Source organism: Microbacterium sp. CnD16-F, assembly GCF_024124465.1.
GTDB classification, from domain to species: Bacteria; Actinomycetota; Actinomycetes; order Actinomycetales; family Microbacteriaceae; genus Microbacterium; species Microbacterium gawkjiense.
This window is the reverse complement of the sequence record NZ_JAMXSA010000029.1, coordinates 13,037-32,872: the sequence shown is the minus strand read 5'-3', so window position 1 is coordinate 32,872 and position 19,836 is coordinate 13,037. Positions and strand designations below refer to the sequence as shown.

The following is a 19,836-nucleotide window of genomic DNA, read 5'->3' as shown; positions in this document are numbered from 1 at the left end:
CAAAGGAATCTCACCTCAGCCGAAGCCGAGATCGAGGTTATTTGGCATTTGACAAGTGCACGCTGTTGAGTTCTCAAGGATCGGATGCTCCCACACCACCCCCGCAAGGGCTTCGTAGTGAGGCAACGTCACTGACTCTTCGCTCGACTCCCGAACGGGACGGCACGCCACGACCAGAAGATCGTGTCGGGCTCATCACCACGGGGCTTCGAGGTGGAGTCCCCATCCTAGACCACAAGGCCTTGTTCTCTCTAGGAGAGGTTTGGGATGGCTTTCGTTCTCCGCTTGAGGGGGCCGGAGGCCTTTCGGTCTCTCGCTCTTCCCTGTGGGGCGAACGAGTAATAAGTTACGCCGCTCCTCCGGGTCGGGCAAATCACGCTCGCATCCCGGGCGTGTCGCGCAGGAATCCGCCCCGCACGCAGAGAGGCCGCCCTCCCCACGGCGGGGACGACGGCCTCTCGGAACGCAGCGGTCAGGAGACGAACACCCCTGCGAGAGTCTTCTTGCCCCGCCGCACCACCGACACGCCACCGGGCAGCGAACCGGAGACGACGTGCTCCTCGTCGGCGACCTTGACGCCGTCGACCGACACCCCACCCTGGGCGATCGCGCGGCGCGCCTCGCTCGCGCTCGACACGAGACCGGTCTCGAGCAGTGCCTGGACGACCGGCACGCCGCCGGCCGCGGTCATGTGCGGGAGTTCCTCCAACGCGGAGCGCAGCGTCGGGGCATCCAACGCCGTCAGATCACCCTGACCGAACAGGGCGTCCGACGCCGCGGCGACCGCGGTCGCGGCATTCACCCCGTGGACGGTCGTCGTGACCTCCATCGCCAGCCGGCGCTGCGCGGCGCGGCGGAAGGGTTCGTCGGCGACGAGTCGCTCGTACTCCTCGATCTCGGAACGCGTCAGGAAGGTGAACACCTTCAGTCGCGCGATGACGTCGGCGTCGTCGGTGTTGAGCCAGAACTGGTACATCCGGTACGGGCTGCACATGTCGGCATCCAGCCAGACGGCGTTGCCCTCGCTCTTGCCGAACTTCGTCCCGTCGCTGTTCGTGATGAGCGGGGTGCCGATCGCGTGAACGGACGTCCCCTCGACCCGGTGGATGAGGTCGGTCCCGCTCGTCAGGTTGCCCCACTGATCGCTGCCACCCGTCTGGAGGACGCAGCCGTACTGGCGGTGGAGCTCCAGGAAGTCCATGCCCTGCAGGATCTGGTAGCTGAACTCGGTGTAGCTGATGCCCGCATCCGAGTTCAGGCGGGCGGCGACGGCATCCTTCTTCAGCATGGTGCCGACGCGGTAGTGCTTGCCGATCTCGCGGAGGAAGTCGATCGCACTCAGGGGCGCCGTCCAGTCGAGGTTGTTCACCATCCGGGCGGCGTTGTCCCCCTCGAAGCTGAGGAATCGCTCCACCTGACCGCGCAGACGCTCGACCCACTCGGTGACGGTCTCGCGGGTGTTGAGTGTGCGCTCCGCCGTCGGCCGCGGGTCCCCGATGAGCCCGGTGGACCCACCGACGAGACCCAGCGGCTTGTGCCCGGCCAGCTGCAGCCGTCGCAGGAGCAGGAGCTGGACAAGGTTGCCGAGGTGCAGGCTCGGAGCGGTCGGGTCGAACCCGCAGTAATACGTGATCGGGTCCCCCGAGAGGAGCTCGCGGAGCGATGCCTCGTCGGTGGACACGTGCACGAGACCACGCCAGACGATCTCGTCCCACACGTTGGCGAAGGACGGGTCGTTGGCGGGCGCGAGGGCCTTCAGTTCGGCGCTCGGAGCGGATTCAGACACGTCTTCCAGGCTATCAGCGGGCGTGCGGCGGTCCCGCGTGCCGGCACGGCTCAGGCTGACGTCCCCCACCAGAGGAGGAAGGCGGCACCGAGCGCCGTCACCCAGCTGACCAAGCTGCCGATGAGGAAGTACTCGGCGCGCGTGCCCAGGTCGCTGTCACGGGAGATCTCGGGGAACCGCACGATGCCCTTCGCCGCGAGGACCGCCGCCAGGAGCGTGAACGCGCCGGTCACCGTCAAGGCGAACACGAGCACACGCTCGAGCGGGCCGATGAGGCGGCCGCCCTTCAACGCGTTCGGGGCGTCGGCGGCGACGTCTCCCCCGCGGAGCGCGGCGCGGACGACCACGTTGCCGGATTCGCTCAGGAAGACGACCGCGCCGAGCACGAACAGCGCCACGTCCAGGCTGACGGCGCCGAGGGGGGAATCCGCGGGCCACGACTCGCCCAGCGGGCCTTGATCCAGGCGCACTCCGTCGAACGCGACCGCGACGAACGCGACGACGGCGACCGCGACGAGCGGCCAGAGACCCGCCCGGCCCCCGGCGGAGCCGGGCGTCGCGAGGACCCATACGGCCGCGACCGCGACGGCGACGAACGCCCACACCACCGCGTCCGCACCGGCGGCACCGATGAGGACGGCGAGAGCGGCGACCGCGTACGCACCGGCGCGGCCCCGAGACGGCACGTACAGGCGGATGAGGTCGGCGACACCCACCGCCAGAAGGACGATCCCCGCGCCGATCACGAGAGCTCCCGGCTCAGGTCGGCGAAACCCGCGACGAGCGCCGCGGACCCCGCCGAGGCGAGCGCCTGCGAGACCGCGGGCTGGGTGACGCCCTCGGCCTCGGCGAGCTCCCGCTGGGTACGGCCGAGGCAGCGTCCGTAGGTCAGCCGTCGCGTCCGTTCGCTCATCGACGCGACGAGATCGTCCCGCGCGAGCAGGTAGGCGTTGGCGTACGCGATGCGGTGGAGCATGACCGCATCCTGCCCCTCCGCGGCGGCGATCCGGGTGCGCGCGCGCGGCACGGCGCGGTCCTGCAATCGGTGGGCCTCGTCGATCGCGGCCCGGGCTGCCCACCATCCGGGTCCGTCCGTGATCGACTCGTCGACCGGGTTCACCGCGCCGACACCGACCCCGAACCTCAGCTGAACCCCGTCGGGGAGGTGCAGTTGCACGAGCAGCAGGGACGTCAGCGCCGCCGTGAGTCCCGGGTAGACGGCTTGGAACTCGTCCCCGACGGTCGCGGTGAGGGGTGCACCGGCGACCGGGTGGTCCGCGTGGACGCGTTCCGCGGTCGCCACGATCGCCCGCTGCGCCGCCGCGCGGTCCGGAAGGCTGCGTGATCCGACGATGTCGGCGATCACCGCTGCGTCGTCGCTCATAGGGACAGGCTAGGCCGCTTATGCCGAGGTAGCAATAAGTGTTTTGCTTATTTTGTCGAGAAGATAAATGAGGGAGACGGTCGCAGAGTCACGCGCTCAGGGCGCGAGCGAGCTCCTGGGTGCGCGCGACGAGCGCAGCGCGCTGCTCCGAGACCCGCACCGGAGCCGTCCCACCGGACCCATCCCTGCTCGCCACCGATCCCTCGACCGTGAGCACCTCGCGCACCTCGGGGTCGAGATGCGGCGACACGTCCGAGAGGAGTGCGTCGTCGGCATCCGCCAACTCGATCCCGCGCGACTCGCACGCCTGCACCAGCGCACCCGAGATCTCGTGCGCGTCCCGGAAGGGCACACCGCGCTTGACCAGCCAGTCCGCGACGTCGGTGGCGAGGGAGAACCCCTCGGGCGCCGAGGCCACCATGCGTTCCGTGTCGAAACGGAGGGTGGCGATCATGCCCGCGAACGCCGGCAGCAGCACCTCGAGAGTCGCCACCGAATCGAAGACCGGCTCCTTGTCCTCCTGCAGATCGCGGTTGTACGCGAGCGGCAGCGCCTTCAGCGTCGCGAGCAGACCGGCCAGGTTGCCGATGAGGCGACCCGACTTGCCCCGTGCGAGTTCGGCGATGTCGGGGTTCTTCTTCTGCGGCATGATGCTCGAACCCGTCGAGAAGCCGTCGTCCAAGCGGACGAAGGAGAACTCCCGCGTGTTCCAGATGATGATGTCCTCGGCGAAACGCGAGATGTCCACACCGATCATCGCCGTGATGAAGGCGAACTCGGCGACCACGTCGCGGGCGGCCGTGCCGTCCATCGAGTTCTCGGCGGGCCGGGCGAGACCCAGCTCGTCGGCGACGAGCTGCGCGTCCAGGCCGAACGTGGCACCGGCGAGCGCTCCCCCGCCGTAGGGCGAGACCGACGCGCGGACCGACCAGTCGCGGAGCCGCTCGAGGTCGCGGACGAGGGGCCAGGCGTGCGCCTGGAGATGGTGGGCGAGCAGGACGGGCTGCGCGTGCTGCAGGTGCGTGCGACCGGGCATGATCGCCTGGGGGTGCGCCTCGGCCTGCGCGACGATGGCGTCGATGACACGCACGAGATCACGCGCGATCACGCGCGAGTGATCGAGGAGGAACAGCCGCACGAGCGTGGCGATCTGGTCGTTACGGCTGCGTCCGGCCCGCAGCTTGCCGCCCAGTTCGGGGCCCACCTCGCGGATCAGCGCCGCCTCGAGGGCACCGTGCACGTCCTCGTCCGACTCGGTCGCGACGAGCTCGCCCGACCGCACCGCCTCGCCGAGCGCATCGAGGCCCGCGTGCATCCGGGCTTCCTCGTCGGCGGTGAGGTAACCGGCACGTCCCAGGGCGCGCGCGTGCGCGTGCGAACCGCGCAGGTCGTAGAGCGCGAGGGCCCAGTCGAAGTGCGTCGAGCGGCTCAGCGCAGCGAGCTCCGGCGAGGGCCCCGAGGCGAAACGCCCGCCCCACAACGCACCCTGATTCGTTGCTTCGTTCTTGCTCTCGCTCACGACTCCACCCTATCGGCGGGCTCCCCGCCGTCCGTCGGCACCGCTCGCCGCGACACCGCCGCGAGCGCACTCTCGAGCGGTCCGCGGCCGACGAGGATCGCCCACAGGCTGCACAGGACGATCGCTCCCAGGTAGAACCACCCGAGCGGATGCAGATCGCGGAACGCCCGCAGGTCTGTCGTGTCGCCGAGCACCGCGAGGGCGATGAGAGCCCAGGCGACGACCTGGCCGACGTAGGCGGTCAGGGGCATCGATCCGACGGCGCGCAGAGGTGCCAGCACCCAGGTCAGCGGCGTACGGCACACGAGCAGGCACGCGCCGAGGACGGCCATCGCGAACCCCGTCGACGACACGACCTCGACGATCCCGCCGCTGTGTGCCTCCGCACTGAGGACGGCCGCGGCGTAGGAGTCCGGTGGCGCCCCGCCGGCCATGTCCGCGAGGAGCCCGATGACCGCGCCGAGCGCCGTGAGCGCGACACCCGCCGCGAGGATCAGCGCCTGGGTGCCCGCCCGCCGCAGATCGGTGCGCCCCAGCGCCATCCCCGCCGCGACGAAAGCGATCCACAGCGGGAAGGGGTAGGCCCACCCGACGGCGAAGAAGAGCGTCTCCCCCGCCTCGCCGTCCCAGATCGGCAGGGCGTCGAGGAACGGCAGGAACCAGGGGACGACGAGGGCGACGGATGCCGCGATCGCCCACAGCGCCCACGCCGGAAGCGCCAGCAGGGGCAGTGCGAGGAGGAAGAGGATGCCGTAGGCCGGCAGGATCACGTAGATCGGGACGCCGGTCTGCGTCAGGAGCAGACCGATCGCCCACAGCAGGACGGCCCGGACCGCGAGACGACGGCGGTCGACCCCCAGCCGCGGGGCGCGGCGCGGCATCCGTCCCCCGGTCATGAGCGCGATCGAGACGCCCGCCAGCACGGCGAACAGGATCGAGGAGCGCCCGTTGACGACGTCGATCCACGTCGCGGGGTCGGCGAGCCGCAGCGGCTGCTCGATGGTGAGCAGGTGGGCGGCGAGCATCCCGAACACCGCGAGGGCGCGGGCGAGGTCGACGCCGTGGAGCCTGGCGGGGCCGTTCCAGCTCCGCCAGGCACGGCTCACGGCTGCCGGAGCAGCCACACCAGCAGCGCCTTCTGCGCGTGCAGGCGGTTCTCCGCCTCGTCCCAGACGACGCTCTGCGGACCGTCGATGACATCCGCATCCACTTCGTACCCGCGGTCGGCGGGGAGGCAGTGGATGAAGATCGCGTCGTCCTTCGCGAGCGTCATGGTCTCCTGGGTCACCTTGTAGGAGCCGAGATCGCGCAGGCGGGCGATCTTCTCCTCCTCCTTGCCCATCGAGACCCACGTGTCGGTGACGATGACGTCGGCACCGGCTGCGGCCTCGTTCGGGTCGGTGAAGAGGGTGAGCGATCCGCCCGTCTCCGCAGCGATCCGGTCGGCGTCGGCGACCACGTCCGCCCGGGGCGCGTAAGCCTCCGGCGAGGCGATCCGCACGTGCATGCCGGCGGTGACGCCGGCGAGCGCATACGAGTGCGACATGTTGGAGAGACCGTCGCCGAAGAACGTCAGCGTCAGACCCTTCAGCTCGCCCTTGTGCTCGCGGATGGTGAGGAGGTCCGCGAGCAGCTGGCAGGGGTGGAAGTCGTCGCTCAGCGCGTTGACGACGGGGACGCGGGTGCCCGCCGCCATCTCCTCGAGACCTGCCTGCGCGTAGGTGCGCCACACGATCGCAGCGACCTGACGCTCGAGGACGCGCGCCGTGTCGGACGGGGTCTCCTTGCCGCCGAGCTGACTGTTCGCCGTCGAGATGATGAGCGGGGACCCGCCGAGGTCGGCGATGCCGACGGCGAACGAGACACGGGTGCGGGTGGAGGACTTGTCGAAGATGACGGCGACGGTCTGCGGACCCGCGAGCGGCTTCTCCTTCCAGCGGTCGCCCTTGAGCTCGACCGCGAGGTCGAGGATCTCGGCCTGTTCGGCGGGGGTCAGGTCGTCGTCGCGCAGCAGGTGGCGGGTCATGCGGGGGCCTCCGTCGTGTCAGAAGTGTCGTCGGTACCGGGGGTGTCGTCGAGCATCAGGGCATCCTCGACGGTGGCGAGGGCGCGGGCGAACAGCGTCTGGAACTCGTCGATCTCGACATCGCCGATCGTGAGCGCCGGCGCCAGGCGGATCGTCGCGTCGTTCGCGGCGTTGATGATGAGCCCGTGCTGCTGCGCCGCGGCGACGACGGCTCCGGCGACGGCATGCCGCAGGGCGACCCCGATGAGAAGCCCCTGGCCGCGGCATCCGGTCACCAACGGGGAACCGATCGCCGTGACCGCGTCGCGAATCTGCCGGCCGCGTTCGGCGGCCGCCTCGACGAGTCCCGCTCGTTCGATCTCGTCCAGGACGGCCGACGCGACCGCGGTCGCGAGCGGGTTGCCGCCGAAGGTCGACCCGTGGGTGCCTGGGTAGAACAGGTCGCTCGCGGCGCCGAAGGTGACGAGCGCGCCGATCGGGATGCCGTTGCCGATCCCCTTGGCGACCGTGATCGCATCGGGGGTGATCCCGGAGTGCTGGAAGGCGAACCATGCCCCCGTGCGACCGGCGCCGGTCTGGATCTCGTCGATGATCAGGAGCGCGCCGTGGCGCCGGGTGATCTCGCGCGCGGCGGCGAGGTATCCCTCGGGCAGTTCGAGCACGCCGGCCTCGCCCTTGATGGGCTCGACGAACAGGGCGGCGACGCGGTCGTCGATCGCCGCCTCGAGCGCCTCGATCGTGGAGTCGAGGAACTCCACACCCGGGACCATCGGCTCGAACGGCTGCTGCATGGCGGGCTTGCCGGTGAGGGCGAGGGTCCCCATCGTGCGCCCGTGGAACGCGTTCTTCAGGGCGAGGATGCGGGGGCGCTCGGATCCGCCGTGCAGGCGGGCAAGCTTGAAGGCGGCCTCGTTGGCCTCGGCGCCGGAGTTGCCGAAGTAGACCCGGCCGGACTCCCCCGTGCCCGCCAGCCGCTTGAGGCGGGCGGCGAGCCCGAGCTGCGGCGGCGTCGCGAAGTAGTTGGAGACGTGGCCGAGGGTGGCGGCCTGGTCGGCGACCGCCTGCACGAAGACCGGGTGCGCGTGACCGAGCGAGATCACGGCGATCCCACCCAGGAAGTCGAGGTAGCGCGTGCCCTCGTCGTCCCACAGGTGAGCGCCCTCCCCGCGCACGAGCATCGCGTAGCGTTCGCCGGAGTTGAGGACGAGGTCGCGCGCGGCATCGTCCTTCCAGGTCGTCGTCGTCTTCACGGTCATCCCGCCACCACCTCGGTCCCGATCCCCCGCTGTGTGAAGAGCTCGACCAGCACCGAGTGGGGCTGGCGTCCGTCGATGATCGCGGCGCGGTTCACGCCGCCGTCGACAGCATCGAGGCATGCCTGCATCTTCGGGATCATCCCGGATTCCAGGCGCGGCAGCATCGTCCGCAGCTCCGTCGCGGTCAGGTTCGAGACGAGCGAGTCGCGGTTGGGCCAGTCGGCGTAGAGCCCCGCGACGTCGGTCAGGATGACGAGCTTGACCGCGCCGAGCGCGACCGCGAGGGCGGCGGCGGCGGCATCCGCGTTCACGTTGAGCGAGCTGCCCGGATCGTCGACGTCGGGGGCGATCGAGGAGACGACCGGTACGCGACCCGCGGCCAGCTGATCGAGGATCGGCTGAGGGTCGACGGCGACGACGTCGCCGACGTGCCCGAGGTCGTGCTCGGCGCCGTCGACGACGACACCCCGGCGCCGCCCCTGGAAGAGCCCGGCGTCCTCCCCGGACATGCCGGTCGCGAACGAGCCGTGCGCGTTGATCCGCGAGACGAGCTGCGGGTTGATCTGTCCCGCCAGGACCATGCGCACGACGCCGATGGCCTCGGTGCTCGTGACGCGGTAGCCGCCCTTGAACTCGCTCGGGATGTCGAGACGGTCGAGCATCTTCGAGATCTGCGGGCCGCCGCCATGGACGACGACGACCTTCACACCGACGTGGTGCAGGTAGGCGATGTCCTCGGCGAACGCGGTCTGCAGCTCTTCGCTGACCATCGCGTTGCCGCCGTACTTGATGACGACGATCTGCTCGCGGAAACGCTTGAGCCAGGGAAGGGACTCGACGAGGACCGCGGCCTTGCCGGCGGCCTCTTCTGGGGTGGTCTGCTGGATGTCGGTCATGACGAGTAGGCGCTGTTCTCGTGGACGTAGTCGTGGGTCAGGTCGTTGGTGCGGATCGTCGCCGCGGCATCCCCGACGCGCAGGTCGATGAGGATGTGCGTCGCGCGGGGCGTCAGGTCGACCTCCTCGCGGGGGCGATCGGGGCCGCCGGCCGTGCACACGCGGACCCCGTTGAAGGACACGTCCACGTCATAGGGGTCGAAGGCGGCATCCGTCGTCCCGATCGCCGCGAGCACGCGACCCCAGTTCGGGTCGTTGCCGAAGATCGCGGCCTTGAAGAGGTTGTTGCGGGCGACCGAGCGGCCCACCGTGACGGCGTCGTCCTCGCTCGCGGCGCCGACGACCTCGATCGTGATGTCGTGGCTCGCCCCCTCGGCGTCGCCCTGCAGCTGCGTCGCGAGGTCGAGGCACAGCTCGGTGAGAGCGGCGGCGAAGTCGGCCGGGTCGGGTCGGATGCCGCTGGCTCCGCTCGCGAGGAGCGTCACCTGGTCGTTCGTCGACATGCAGCCGTCGGAGTCGAGCCGGTCGAAGCTGACCCGCGTCGCCTCGCGGAGCGCGGTGTCGGCGGCCGCGGCATCCAGATCCGCGTCGGTCGTGATGACGACGAGCATCGTCGCCAGACCCGGGGCGAGCATGCCGGCGCCCTTGGCCATGCCGCCGACGGTCCAGCCGCCCCGAGCGACCACAGCGCGCTTGGGCCGGGAGTCGGTGGTCATGATGGCGAGGGATGCCGCCTCGCCCCCGTCGGCGGAGAGGGCGCGGACCCCCTTCTCGACGCCGTCGAGGACCTTGGCGCGGAAGACCTCGTCCCCTGTGCCGATGAGCCCGGTCGAGCACACGAGGACATCGCCGGCGCCGACGCCCAGGAGCTCGGCGGCCCTCTCGGCGGTCTGGTGCGTGGTCTGGAAGCCGAAGGGCCCGGTGAAGCAGTTCGCTCCGCCGGAGTTGAGGACGATCGCCTCGACGAGGCCGTCCCCGATGACCTGCTGCGACCAGAGGATGGGGTTCGCCTTGGCGCGGTTGGTGGTGAAGACGGCCGCACCGACCTTCTTCGGACCGCGGTTGACAACGATCGCGACGTCGTTCGCTCCCGTCGACTTCAGGCCGACGGCGACGCCGGCCGCCTCGAATCCCTGCGCTGCCGTGACACTCACGGGGCTACTCCGTTCACGCTCAGACCCGTCGACTCGGGGAGACCGAGGGCGATGTTCATCGATTGGATGGCGGCACCCGCGGTGCCCTTGACGAGGTTGTCGACCGCGGCGACCACGACGACGCGGTTCGCGGCGCGGTCGATAGCGAGGCCCAGGAGCGCCGTGTTGGCACCGAGGACGTCCGCCGTGCGCGGGAACCGCCCTTCGGGCAGCACCTGGACGAACGTCTCGTCGGCGTACGCGGACTCCCACGCTTCCCGGATCTGCGCGTCGGTGACACCGGGCACGATCGGCGCCGTCGAGGTCGCGAGGATGCCGCGCGCCATGGGGACGAGAACGGGGGTGAACGAGATCCGGATGTCGGCGGCGGGCGCGGCGGCGGCGAGCGCCTGACGGATCTCGGGGATGTGGCGGTGCGTGCCGCCCACGGCATACGGGTTCGCGCTGCCGAGGATCTCGGAGGCGAGGAGGTTCGTCTTGAGGCTCTTGCCCGCTCCGGACGGGCCGACCGCGAGGACCGACACGATGTCGCCCGGGTCGATGACGCCGGCGGCCACACCGGGCGCGAGACTGAGCGACACGGTGGACGCGTTGCACCCCGGCGCGGCGATCCGCCGCGCACCCGCCAGCACGTCGCGCTGCTTCCCCCCGTCGACGAGGAGCTCGGGCACGCCGTACGCCCACGGCTCGGGGAAGTCGCCGCCGTAGAACTGGTCCCACGCGGCCTGGTCGGTCAGTCGGTGGTCGGCACCCGCGTCGATGACGAGGGGGACGTCCGCCAGCGTCTCGGTGTACTGCGCGGACTGACCGTGCGGCAGGGCGAGGAAGACGACGTCATGGCCGGCGAGGACCTCGGTCGTCGTGTCCTGCAGGGTGAGGTGCGCGAGCGAGCGCAGGTGCGGCTGATGGTCGATGAGCGGCTGCCCGGCGTTGGAGTGCGCCGTGACGGTGCGGATCTCGACCTCGGGGTGAGCGGCGAGGAGGCGGAGGATCTCGCCGCCCGCATAGCCGGAAGCGCCGGAGACGGCGACCGAGATGGTCATGGATTCAACCTTATTGTCTGGGAGGAACGGGGCCGGAACGGCGACACCTGCGGCTCACTCCGAGACGCGGAGCACAGCGGGAGGGTCGCCTAGCGTCGGCGGTCGCCCAGACGTCGACGCGCGCGCGAGCCCGCGGAGGCGGGGAGGATCGCGGCGGAGGACACACCGCGACGGTATCGTCGCGGCATCCGGTCCCGCAAATCGACGGTCACGACGCCGTCGCGGGACCCTCCGTCAGGATGCGCAGGAGGTCGAGCTCCGCGGCTCGCTCGAGCCCCGACCCGCGCGAGCGCGAGACACCGCGGGCGCGCTCGTCGTCGAGGACCCGCGCGGTCGTCTCGACCAGGGGACGGATGCGGCCGCCCGCCGCGCGATAGGCCGCGTTGCTGCGCGTCGCGAAGCCGGGCATGTCGTCGGGCAGCCACAGCGGAAGGGACCGCGGACCCATCCAGTGGCTCACGCCGTGGCGTTCGAGCCAGTCGCCCGGAGCGACCTGCACCTGACCCGTGTGCCCCGAGAGCCGCTGCACGAGGGCGACGAGCTCGGCGAAGGGATGCGGCTCGCCCACCGCGTTCACGACCCCCTCGAACGCGCGGGCGCCCGCTGTCACGATGAAGTCCGCCAGGTCGTCGACGTCGATCACCTGCACCCGGCCCTCCGTCTGCGGCACGAGGACCGGCCCGTCGGCCGCCGCGGCGAACCGCGCCGGCCAGTAACCGAATCGGTCGGTCGGGTCGCCGGGACCGACGATGAGTCCGGGTCGGACGATCGCGAGCCGTGCGGCGAGACCGTCCGCGGCGTGCTCGGCGGCGACCTTCGCGCGGGCGTAGTCCTCCTCGTCGCCGTCCTGCCACGCGGGGACGATCTCGGCGGTCTCGTCCGCACCCTCCTCCTCCGCTCCGGCGTACACCGAGACGCTCGACACGTAGGTGGCGTGCGCTGCGCGACCGCCGAGGGCGTCCGCAGCGGCCCGCACGTACGACGGGACCGAGGAGACATCGACGACGTCGTCCCAGTCCCGGTCCGCGACCTCGCGATAGGCATCGGGCGCCGCGCGGTCGGCGACCACGAGACGGGCGCCCGCCGGCGCGGCACGGTGGCCGCGCGCGAGGCAGGTCACCTCGGCGCCGCGGTCGACCCACCGCTGGGCGATGCGGGATCCGAGCCAGCCGGTGCCGCTGAGGATGAGGATGCGGGTCATGCCCCCATCGAACCAGCGTGGGCCGCCGGGCGACACCCCGGGCTGCGATCAGCTCGGGAGCGCCCGGATCTTCGCCAGCAGGTCGGGTCCGGTCCGGTCGAGGAGGCGACCCCCCACGACGATGCCGAGGACGGCGATCACGACTCCCTCGACGACGCCCACCGCGAGCGCGACCCAGGTCCAGAACCCGTCCTCGGTGGTCGAGGCGAAGGCGGCGACCGCGATCGTCGGCGTCGACAGCGCGATGACGACACCCCACACGACGAAGGCGAGCAGTCCGTTGACGAAGGTCTGGCCCGGCACGCTCTTGAACGGGCTGTCGCCCGGAGCCGCCACAGGGCTGATGATCAGCGCCGACGAGACGGCGGAGACCCCGTAACCGACGAGGACGATGCCCACGGAGGCGCCCAGCGTGATCGGGAGTGTCGCCAGGTTGCCCGAGAGGACCGCGGTCACGGTCGCGAGCAGCACGATGAGCGGCAGTCCGACGCACGCCGCACCCAGGGTGCGGCCGGCCCGGTCGGCCACGCCGCGCACACCCGTGGCGAGGACGGTCGCGTACGCCGTGCCGTCGTAGGAGACGTCGGTGTACCCGGCGATGGAGAGCATCAGCGCCGCGAAGACGGGCGAGAAGCCGAAGAAGAACCCGTCGGTCCCGCCGGTGACGAGGAACACGATCGGCAGGAGGGGTACGACCAGGAGCTGACGGAGGTAACGCGGGTCGCGCAGCCAGCCGTTCAGCGACCGCGCCCAGGTCGCACCGACGCCGCCGGTCGGCAGGAGCCCGAAGAGGCCGAGGCGGCCGGCAGCCGCCACCTTGCGGGCGCGGCGCGGCGCGGCATCCGTCCCCGCGTCGATGACCCGCGACCACACCACCCACAGCACGCCGACGGTGGCGACCGCGATGCCGAGGCGCGCCACCGCCGACAGGACGTCGCCCGCGGCGAGCGCGGGAGCGACACCCCATGCGGCGCCGATCGGGGTCCACGGCAGGACCGCGGCCGCGGACGTGAGCCGCGTCACCAGGTCGCCGCCCGCGTCGAGCAGGGTGAGAACGCCGATGAGGATCGGCCCCGACAGGACGAGCAGGATCAGCACGACCGTGCCGATGAGTTCGCGGCCGCGGCGGTTGCCGCCCAGTCCGCCGGAGAGTTCGCCGACGAGACGGGAGGCGAGGACGCAGGTGATCACCGCGAGCACGGCCGCGGGGATCGAGACGACCGCCGCCAGCGGCCACCTCACCCACAGGATGACCGTGCTCAGCGCCGCGAGGGTCGTCGCGATGCCGGGGAGACCGGTCAGCCCGGTGCCGCCGAGTGCGAGCATCGTCTGGGTCCGCGTGAACGGGAAGACGGCGAGGCCGCGCGCGTCGATGGACGTGTCCATGCCGGTGAGGAGGATCGGACCGAGCACCCATCCCAGCAGCAGCGCACTCCCCCCGAGCACCGCCACGACGGTGGCGGTCTCGAGCGGTTGGAACACGGCGAGCGCCACCATCCCGGCCACGATCGAAACGAGCGCGCCGATGGCCCAGAGCGCGCCGAAGATGAAGCCCACGAGCTGCCACGGCCGACGGGCCAGCGTGTTCGCGAGGGCGCGGTACCGCAGCTTCAGGACTGTCGCAACCACTGCGGTCCCTCCGACTGGTGGCGTCCGCCGACGAGCGAGACGAACCGGTTCTGCAGGCTGTCGCCGGCGCGGACCTCGTCGACGGTCCCCGCGGCGAGCACCCGACCGGCGGCGATGACGGCGACGTGGTCGCACATGCGCTGGACGAGGTCCATCGAGTGGCTGGAGACGATGACGGATCCGCCCGAGGCGGTGTACCCGCGCAGGACGTCCTCGATGTTCGCCGCCGAGACGGGATCGACCGATTCGAACGGCTCGTCGAGGACCAGCAGACGCGGCGCGTGGATGAGGGCGCAGGCGAGCGCGATCTTCTTGGTCATGCCGGCCGAGTAGTCCGCGACGATCGACCCGGCTGCGGCGCGCAGGTCCATGAGGTCGAGGAGGTCCGACACCCGCTGGCCGATCTCCTCGCGGGGAAGGCCGAACATCATGCCCGTGTAGGTGACGAGCTGCTCCCCCGTCAGGCGGTCGAACAGCCGGATGCCGTCGGCGAGGTTGCCGATCATGCGCTTGGCCGTCACGGAGTCGCCCCACACGTCGACGCCGTGCACGTGGGCACTCCCGGCGTCGGGCTTGAGCAGCCCGGTGGCCATCGACAGGGTCGTCGTCTTGCCGGCGCCGTTCGGGCCGACGAGCCCGTAGAACGATCCGGCGGGGACCGTGAGGTCGATGCCGGCGACGGCGGTGACGGAGCCGAACTGCTTCACCAGTCCGGTCAGCTGCAGGGCGGGGACGGTCGGAGAGTCGGTCACGGGCCGAGCCTAACCGCCCCGACCACGCGTGTCGGGGCCGACTGGCACAGTGGAGGGATGCTGCGCACGCTCGCCGTCTCGGGTTACCGGTCGCTCCGCGACGTCGTGATCCCCCTGCAGGAGCTCACCGTCGTGACCGGCCCGAACGGCTCGGGCAAGTCGAACCTCTACCGCGCCCTGCGGCTGCTCGCCTCGGCCGCGACCGGCGACCTCATCGGCGCCGTCGCCCGCGAGGGCGGTCTGTCCTCGCTGCTCTGGGCGGGCCCGGAGAACGGCGGCGATCAGGGGACGGTGCGCCGTAACCCGATCGCGGTGCGACTCGGGTTCGCGTCCGACGAGCTCGGCTACCTCGTCGATCTGGGCATCCCGCAGGCGTCGCAGGACAGCGTGTTCGCGCGCGACCCCGAGATCAAGCGTGAGCAGATCTTCGCCGGCCCGCTCGCCAAACCGTCGACGCTCCTCATCGACCGACTGCGCGCCCAGACGCGCGTCCGTGACGGCGGGTGGGTCTCGCTCGACCAGAAGCTCGCCCCCTTCGAGAGCATCATCACCGACCTCGCCGACGGCGACACCGCACCCGAGCTGCTCGGTCTGCGACGCATCATGAACGGCTGGCGGTTCTACGACCACTTCCGCGTCGATGCGGACGCCCCCGCGCGGCGCCCGCAGGTCGGCACGAGATCCCCCGTGCTCGCGCACGACGGATCGAACCTCGCCTCCGTGTGGGCGACCGTGGTCGACGCGGGGTTCGGCGGCCTGCTCGATCGGGCGGTGGACGAGGCGTTCCCGGGCAGTCGGGTGCGCATCGCGGCATCCGACGGCCTCCTGCGACTCACCCTGACGCAGCCGGGCCTGCTCCGGCCGCTGGATGCCGCGGAGCTCTCGGACGGCACGCTGCGCTACCTGCTGCTCTGCGCGGCGCTGCTTCCCGCCCGGCCGGCGCCGCTCACGATCCTCAACGAGCCCGAATCGAGCCTGCACGTGAGCCTGCTCGCGCCGCTGGCGAACCTCGTACGAGCGGCGGCCGCACAGACGCAGGTGCTTCTGGTGTCGCACGCCGCGGGGCTCATCGACGCCCTCCCCGACGCCCACCGGATCCCGCTCGAACGGCACCTCGACGGCACGCTCGTGAGCGGTCAGGGGCGACTCGGGGGTCCGCCGTGGAACTGGGGCACGCGCTGACGCGGGTCAGAGCGTGATGAACGAGGCCGCGACGACGAGAGCAGCCATCACGACGGCGACCACCGCGCCGAAGATCGTGAGCGAGCGGAAAACCGCGTAGCCCCGATGCCCCGCGGGCGCACGCAGCGCACGTACACCTGCGGCGATCGCCGCGATGCCGGCGAACACGAGCCAGACCGCTCCGCGCGGGACGATCTCGGCCCAGGCGCTGGGGAAGAAGACGGCTGCCTGCGGGAACAGCCATGTCCCGTACTGCCACCCCGTCGCGAACACGACCACGCTCATCACGATCGTGAGGAGATTGACGATCGCCAGGGCGCGGATGAGGACCGCTCCGCGCGGCATGCGCAGCGGCGCGCCGCCCTCGGACGGTCGGGCACCGGCAGTCGTGGATGTCATGACCGAAACGTACCCCTCGGACGACCGACCCCGCAGTCGGCCGTTCGGGGGGACATCGTCAGTCGCGGATCGTCGCCCCGAAGCGTTCCGCGGCGACGGCGACTCCGGCGAGCTTCGCGTCGGTGGCCTCCGATGCCGTCAGCGTGCGGTCGTCGGCGCGGAACCGCAGCGCGAACGTGAGGCTCTTCGACCCGTCCGCGACGCCGGCACCGCGGTAGTCGTCGACCAGGCGCAGATCCTCGAGGAGCTGACCCGCGCCGTCGACGAGGGCGGCCCGCACGTCACCGGCGGCGACGTCCGCCGGCACGACGAGGGACACGTCCTGCGTCGCCGCGGGGAAGGTCGCCAGCGACGGGGAGGCCTCCGGTTCGCGCACGAGCGACAGGATGCCGTCGAGGTCGAGCTCTACGACGAACACGCGTCCGTGCAGGTCGGCTGCCTCGGCGACGGCCGGGAGGAGCTCCCCGACGTAGCCGACCTCCTCACCGCGGACGGTGAGGATGCCGGTGCGCCCCGGGTGGAGCGCTGCGCGCTGACCCTGCTGCACGTCGATCTGCACGCCCGCTGCGGCGGCGATCGTGCGGACCGCGCCCAGCGCGTCCGCGAGGTCGTACGGCGCCGCGGCGCCGCCGGGACGCTTGACCGCCGCGTTGCCGTGGAGAAGCACGGCGACGTGCCGCGGCTGCGGCGGGATCGAGCCGTGCAGGGCCGCGAGGGTCTGCTCGTCGGGGCGCTGCGCGAGCGGCGGGACGGTGTCGGTGCCGTAGGTCACGCCCTCATCGGGGGTGAAGACGCTGCCCGACTCGAAGAGCGCCAGATCGGTGAAGCCGCGCGAGACGTTCCGGTGCGCGATCTGCAGCAGACCGGGCAGGAGCGAGCGTCGCAGGTACGGCGCCTGGCCGTCGAGCGGGTTCGCGAGACGGATCGAGGGGACGTGCTCCCCCGCCGCCGAGCCGTGGAGGTCGTTCTGCTCCTCGGTCGTGAACGGGAAGGCGACGACCTCGACGAACCCGGCCGCGGCGAGCGCGTTCGCGACGCGCCGGCGTCCGCGCTGGTGCGGCGTGAGTCCGCGCCCGGACGGCGGCGTCGGGAGGATGGAGGGGATGCGGTCGAGCCCGTGGATGCGGGCGACCTCCTCCGCGAGCGTCCAGCGGTCGGTGAGGTCGGGACGCCAGGACGGCGGGATGACCTCCCAGGCCTCGCCCTCGTCCGCGACGTCGCATCCGATCGTCTCGAGGGCGCCGACGACCTCGTCGTCTGAGTAGTCGACGCCGATCAGGCCGGCGGTGAAGGTCTTCGGCAGCTCGATCGAGGGGATGAACACCTCGGCGAACAGTGCGCCGCCGGTCTCCGTGTCGAGGGTGCCGCCGGCGAGCTCGACCATGAGGTCGGCGACGCGGCGGGCGGCGACGAACGGGATGAGCGGGTCGACGCCGCGCTCGAAGCGTCGCGACGCCTCGCTGGGCAGCTTGTGCCGGCGGGCCGTGCGTGCGATGGACACGGTGTCGAAGATCGCCGCCTCGATGAGGACGTTGCGCGTGGCATCCCCCATCTCGGTCCTGCCGCCGCCCATGACACCCGCCAGGCCGATCGGGCCGGAGTCGTCGGTGATGAGCAGGTCCTCGGTGTGGAGCGTGCGCTCCTTGCCGTCGAGGGTCGTGAGCTTCTCCCCCGCGGTCGCGCGACGGACGGTGATGCCACCGGTCAGCGTGTCGAGGTCGTACCCGTGGATCGGGTTGCCGAGTTCGAGCATCACGTAGTTCGTGATGTCGATCAGGATGCCGAGGGAGCGGATGCCGGCGAGCGTGAGCCGCGCGGTCATCCACGGCGGCGTCGGGCGGGAGGGGTCGACGTCGCGTACGATGCGGACGACGAACTCGCTCGCGCCGGGCTTGCCGTGGATGGGTGCCGCGTCGTCGATCGCGACGGGGAATCCGCCTGTCGGCTGCTGGAGCTCCTCGAAGTCGCGCAGACCCGGGTCGCGGAAGGTCGCTCCCGTGGCGTGGGCGTATTCGCGCGCGACGCCGCGGATCGACAGGGCGTAGCCGCGGTCGGGGGTGACGTTGATGTCGACGGCGACGTCGTCGAGCCCGAGCAGGGCGATCGCGTCGGTGCCGACCTCGGGGTCGAGACCGAGCTCGGTGAGGCGCAGGATGCCGGAGTGCTCGTCACCGAGGCCGAGCTCCTTCGCGGAGGCGATCATGCCGTCGGAGACGTGGCCGTACGTCTTGCGCGCGGCGATCGGGAAGGGACCGGGCAGGACGGCGCCCGGCAGCGTCACGACGACCTTGTCGCCCTCGAAGAAGTTGCCGGCGCCGCAGACGATGCCGCGGATGCCGCCGTGCTCCTCACCGACGTCGACCTGGCACCACCGGATGGTCTTGCCGTTGGACTGCGGCTCGGGCTCGAACGAGACGACGCGACCGACGACGATCGGACCGCTGAGGTCGAACGCGTGCACGTCCTCCTCCTCGAACCCGACCGAGACGAGCGACGCGAGCACGTCCTCGGGGGTCGTGCCGGGCGCGACGTCGACGTACTCGCGCAACCAGGAGAGCGGGACGCGCATCAGACCACCATTCCGAACTGCTCGCTGAAGCGGACATCGCCTTCGGCCATGTCGCGCATATCCTGCACATCGCTGCGGAACATGAGGGTCCGCTCGATGCCCATGCCGAAGGCGAAGCCCGAGTAGACCTCGGGGTCGATGCCCGCGGCGCGGAGGACGTTGGGGTTCACCATCCCGCATCCGCCCCACTCGATCCAGCGCGCGCCGCCCGGGAAGGTCGGGTGCCACAGGTCGAGCTCGGCGGACGGCTCGGTGAACGGGAAGTAGTTGGTGCGGAACCGGGTCTTGGCCTCGGCACCGAAGAGGACCTTCGCGGCGTGGTCGAGCGTGCCCTTGAGGTTCGCCATCGTGATGCCCTCGTCGATCACGAGGCCCTCGAACTGCGTGAACGCGGGCAGGTGGGTCGCGTCGAACTCGTCGGTGCGGTACACCCGTCCCGGGCAGAGGATGTAGATCGGCACTTCGCGCTCGAGCATGGAGCGCACCTGAACGGGGCTCGTGTGCGTGCGCATGACCAGGTGACGCGCCACCGGGTCGACGAAGAAGGTGTCCTGCATCTGACGCGCAGGGTGGTCGGGGGCGAAGTTCAGCGCGTCGAAGTTGAACCACTCGTGCTCGAGCTCGGGACCCTCCGCGATCTCCCACCCCATGCCGACGAAGAGGTCGGCGATCTCCTCCTGCAGGAGCGAGATCGGATGCCGCGCCCCGACACGCGTCGCGGGGACGATCGCGGTGATGTCGACGCGCTCGGCCTCGAGCTTCGCCGCCGTCTCGGCCGCGGCGAGCTCGGCCTCACGGGCGGCGAGCGCCTGGTTCACGCGACCGCGAGCCTGACCGACGAGCTTGCCGGAGGCGGCCTTCTGGTCGTTGGGGACGTTCCGCAGCTCGGCGTTCAGACGCGCGAGCGGCGACCCCTCCGCGGTGTGGGCCGAACGGGCGGCTTTGAGCGCCGTGGTATCGGGAGCGGCGGCGAAGGCGGCCAGCGCCTCGGCGACGGCGGCATCCACCGCCTCGGGGGTGATCTGGGGTGCGTCGGACAC

General features: G+C 71.3%; 17 protein-coding genes. 1 reads left to right on the top strand and 16 read right to left on the bottom strand.

What is annotated here, in order from left to right:
• Positions 1–472 precede the first annotated feature (472 nt).
• From tyrS to NH287_RS09285, 13 genes are all read right to left on the bottom strand, one after another.
• Positions 473–1,786 carry a tyrosine--tRNA ligase gene (gene tyrS, locus NH287_RS09345; protein ID WP_253035396.1) on the bottom strand — a complete coding sequence of 438 codons (1,314 nt, stop codon included), beginning with the start codon at positions 1,784–1,786 and terminating at the stop codon, positions 473–475.
• 50 nt (positions 1,787–1,836) lie between these two features.
• The gene (locus NH287_RS09340) at positions 1,837–2,532 is read right to left on the bottom strand and encodes a hypothetical protein (RefSeq protein ID WP_253035395.1); all 696 of its coding nucleotides are present in this window, start codon (positions 2,530–2,532) and stop codon (positions 1,837–1,839) included.
• Positions 2,529–3,170, bottom strand: coding sequence for a SatD family protein (locus NH287_RS09335; RefSeq protein WP_253035394.1), 642 nt, complete (start codon positions 3,168–3,170; stop codon positions 2,529–2,531). The genes NH287_RS09340 and NH287_RS09335 overlap by 4 nt, the downstream gene beginning before the upstream one ends.
• Positions 3,171–3,258: 88 nt before the next feature.
• Positions 3,259–4,689 (bottom strand): argininosuccinate lyase, encoded by a 1,431-nt coding sequence (gene argH / locus NH287_RS09330; protein ID WP_253035393.1) that lies wholly within the window; start codon positions 4,687–4,689, stop codon positions 3,259–3,261.
• Positions 4,686–5,813 carry a heparan-alpha-glucosaminide N-acetyltransferase domain-containing protein gene (locus NH287_RS09325; RefSeq protein ID WP_253035392.1) on the bottom strand — a complete coding sequence of 376 codons (1,128 nt, stop codon included), beginning with the start codon at positions 5,811–5,813 and terminating at the stop codon, positions 4,686–4,688. The genes argH and NH287_RS09325 overlap by 4 nt, the downstream gene beginning before the upstream one ends.
• Positions 5,792–6,715, bottom strand: coding sequence for an ornithine carbamoyltransferase (argF, locus tag NH287_RS09320; RefSeq protein WP_253035391.1), 924 nt, complete (start codon positions 6,713–6,715; stop codon positions 5,792–5,794). Before argF ends, NH287_RS09325 begins: the two co-directional genes overlap by 22 nt.
• Positions 6,712–7,971 (bottom strand): acetylornithine transaminase, encoded by a 1,260-nt coding sequence (locus NH287_RS09315; RefSeq protein WP_253035390.1) that lies wholly within the window; start codon positions 7,969–7,971, stop codon positions 6,712–6,714. Before NH287_RS09315 ends, argF begins: the two co-directional genes overlap by 4 nt.
• Entirely contained in the window at positions 7,968–8,867 is a 900-nt protein-coding gene (gene argB, locus NH287_RS09310) for an acetylglutamate kinase (RefSeq protein WP_253035389.1), read from the bottom strand. Before argB ends, NH287_RS09315 begins: the two co-directional genes overlap by 4 nt.
• On the bottom strand, positions 8,864–10,021 hold the full coding sequence (argJ, locus tag NH287_RS09305; RefSeq protein WP_217531350.1) for a bifunctional glutamate N-acetyltransferase/amino-acid acetyltransferase ArgJ: 1,158 nt from the start codon (positions 10,019–10,021) through the stop codon (positions 8,864–8,866). The genes argB and argJ overlap by 4 nt, the downstream gene beginning before the upstream one ends.
• Positions 10,018–11,064 carry an N-acetyl-gamma-glutamyl-phosphate reductase gene (gene argC, locus NH287_RS09300; RefSeq protein ID WP_217531351.1) on the bottom strand — a complete coding sequence of 349 codons (1,047 nt, stop codon included), beginning with the start codon at positions 11,062–11,064 and terminating at the stop codon, positions 10,018–10,020. Before argC ends, argJ begins: the two co-directional genes overlap by 4 nt.
• Before the next feature lie 208 nt (positions 11,065–11,272).
• Positions 11,273–12,265, bottom strand: coding sequence for an NAD-dependent epimerase/dehydratase family protein (locus NH287_RS09295; RefSeq protein WP_253035388.1), 993 nt, complete (start codon positions 12,263–12,265; stop codon positions 11,273–11,275).
• A 48-nt stretch (positions 12,266–12,313) separates the two neighbouring features.
• Positions 12,314–13,894, bottom strand: coding sequence for a hypothetical protein (locus NH287_RS09290; RefSeq protein WP_253035387.1), 1,581 nt, complete (start codon positions 13,892–13,894; stop codon positions 12,314–12,316).
• The gene (locus NH287_RS09285) at positions 13,876–14,646 is read right to left on the bottom strand and encodes an ABC transporter ATP-binding protein (RefSeq protein ID WP_253035386.1); all 771 of its coding nucleotides are present in this window, start codon (positions 14,644–14,646) and stop codon (positions 13,876–13,878) included. The genes NH287_RS09290 and NH287_RS09285 overlap by 19 nt, the downstream gene beginning before the upstream one ends.
• 57 nt (positions 14,647–14,703) lie before the next feature.
• On the opposite strand from NH287_RS09285, the gene NH287_RS09280 reads away from it, so the two are divergent.
• Complete coding sequence (locus tag NH287_RS09280) at positions 14,704–15,828, top strand: AAA family ATPase (protein WP_253035385.1); 1,125 nt, start codon at positions 14,704–14,706, stop codon at positions 15,826–15,828.
• Between the two features lie 6 nt (positions 15,829–15,834).
• Here NH287_RS09280 and NH287_RS09275 read toward each other — a convergent pair whose 3' ends face one another.
• Genes NH287_RS09275 through pheS form a run of 3 tightly spaced genes read right to left on the bottom strand, consistent with a single transcriptional unit; the run spans position 15,835 to position 19,836 of the window.
• Entirely contained in the window at positions 15,835–16,227 is a 393-nt protein-coding gene (locus NH287_RS09275) for a hypothetical protein (protein ID WP_253035384.1), read from the bottom strand.
• Positions 16,228–16,285: 58 nt separating this feature from the next.
• Complete coding sequence (pheT, locus tag NH287_RS09270) at positions 16,286–18,796, bottom strand: phenylalanine--tRNA ligase subunit beta (protein WP_253035383.1); 2,511 nt, start codon at positions 18,794–18,796, stop codon at positions 16,286–16,288.
• Entirely contained in the window at positions 18,796–19,836 is a 1,041-nt protein-coding gene (pheS, locus tag NH287_RS09265; RefSeq protein WP_064003217.1) for a phenylalanine--tRNA ligase subunit alpha, read from the bottom strand. Before pheS ends, pheT begins: the two co-directional genes overlap by 1 nt.

Coding starts and splice junctions, on each gene's coding strand:
- NH287_RS09335 (WP_253035394.1), bottom strand. CDS start 3,170: ATGAGCGACGACGCAGCGGTGATCGCCGACATCGTCGGATCACGCAGC.
- argF (WP_253035391.1), bottom strand. CDS start 6,715: ATGACCCGCCACCTGCTGCGCGACGACGACCTGACCCCCGCCGAACAG.
- NH287_RS09315 (WP_253035390.1), bottom strand. CDS start 7,971: ATGACCGTGAAGACGACGACGACCTGGAAGGACGATGCCGCGCGCGAC.
- argB (WP_253035389.1), bottom strand. CDS start 8,867: ATGACCGACATCCAGCAGACCACCCCAGAAGAGGCCGCCGGCAAGGCC.
- argC (WP_217531351.1), bottom strand. CDS start 11,064: ATGACCATCTCGGTCGCCGTCTCCGGCGCTTCCGGCTATGCGGGCGGC.
- NH287_RS09295 (WP_253035388.1), bottom strand. CDS start 12,265: ATGACCCGCATCCTCATCCTCAGCGGCACCGGCTGGCTCGGATCCCGC.
- NH287_RS09280 (WP_253035385.1), top strand. CDS start 14,704: ATGCTGCGCACGCTCGCCGTCTCGGGTTACCGGTCGCTCCGCGACGTC.
- NH287_RS09275 (WP_253035384.1), bottom strand. CDS start 16,227: ATGACATCCACGACTGCCGGTGCCCGACCGTCCGAGGGCGGCGCGCCG.
- pheT (WP_253035383.1), bottom strand. CDS start 18,796: ATGCGCGTCCCGCTCTCCTGGTTGCGCGAGTACGTCGACGTCGCGCCC.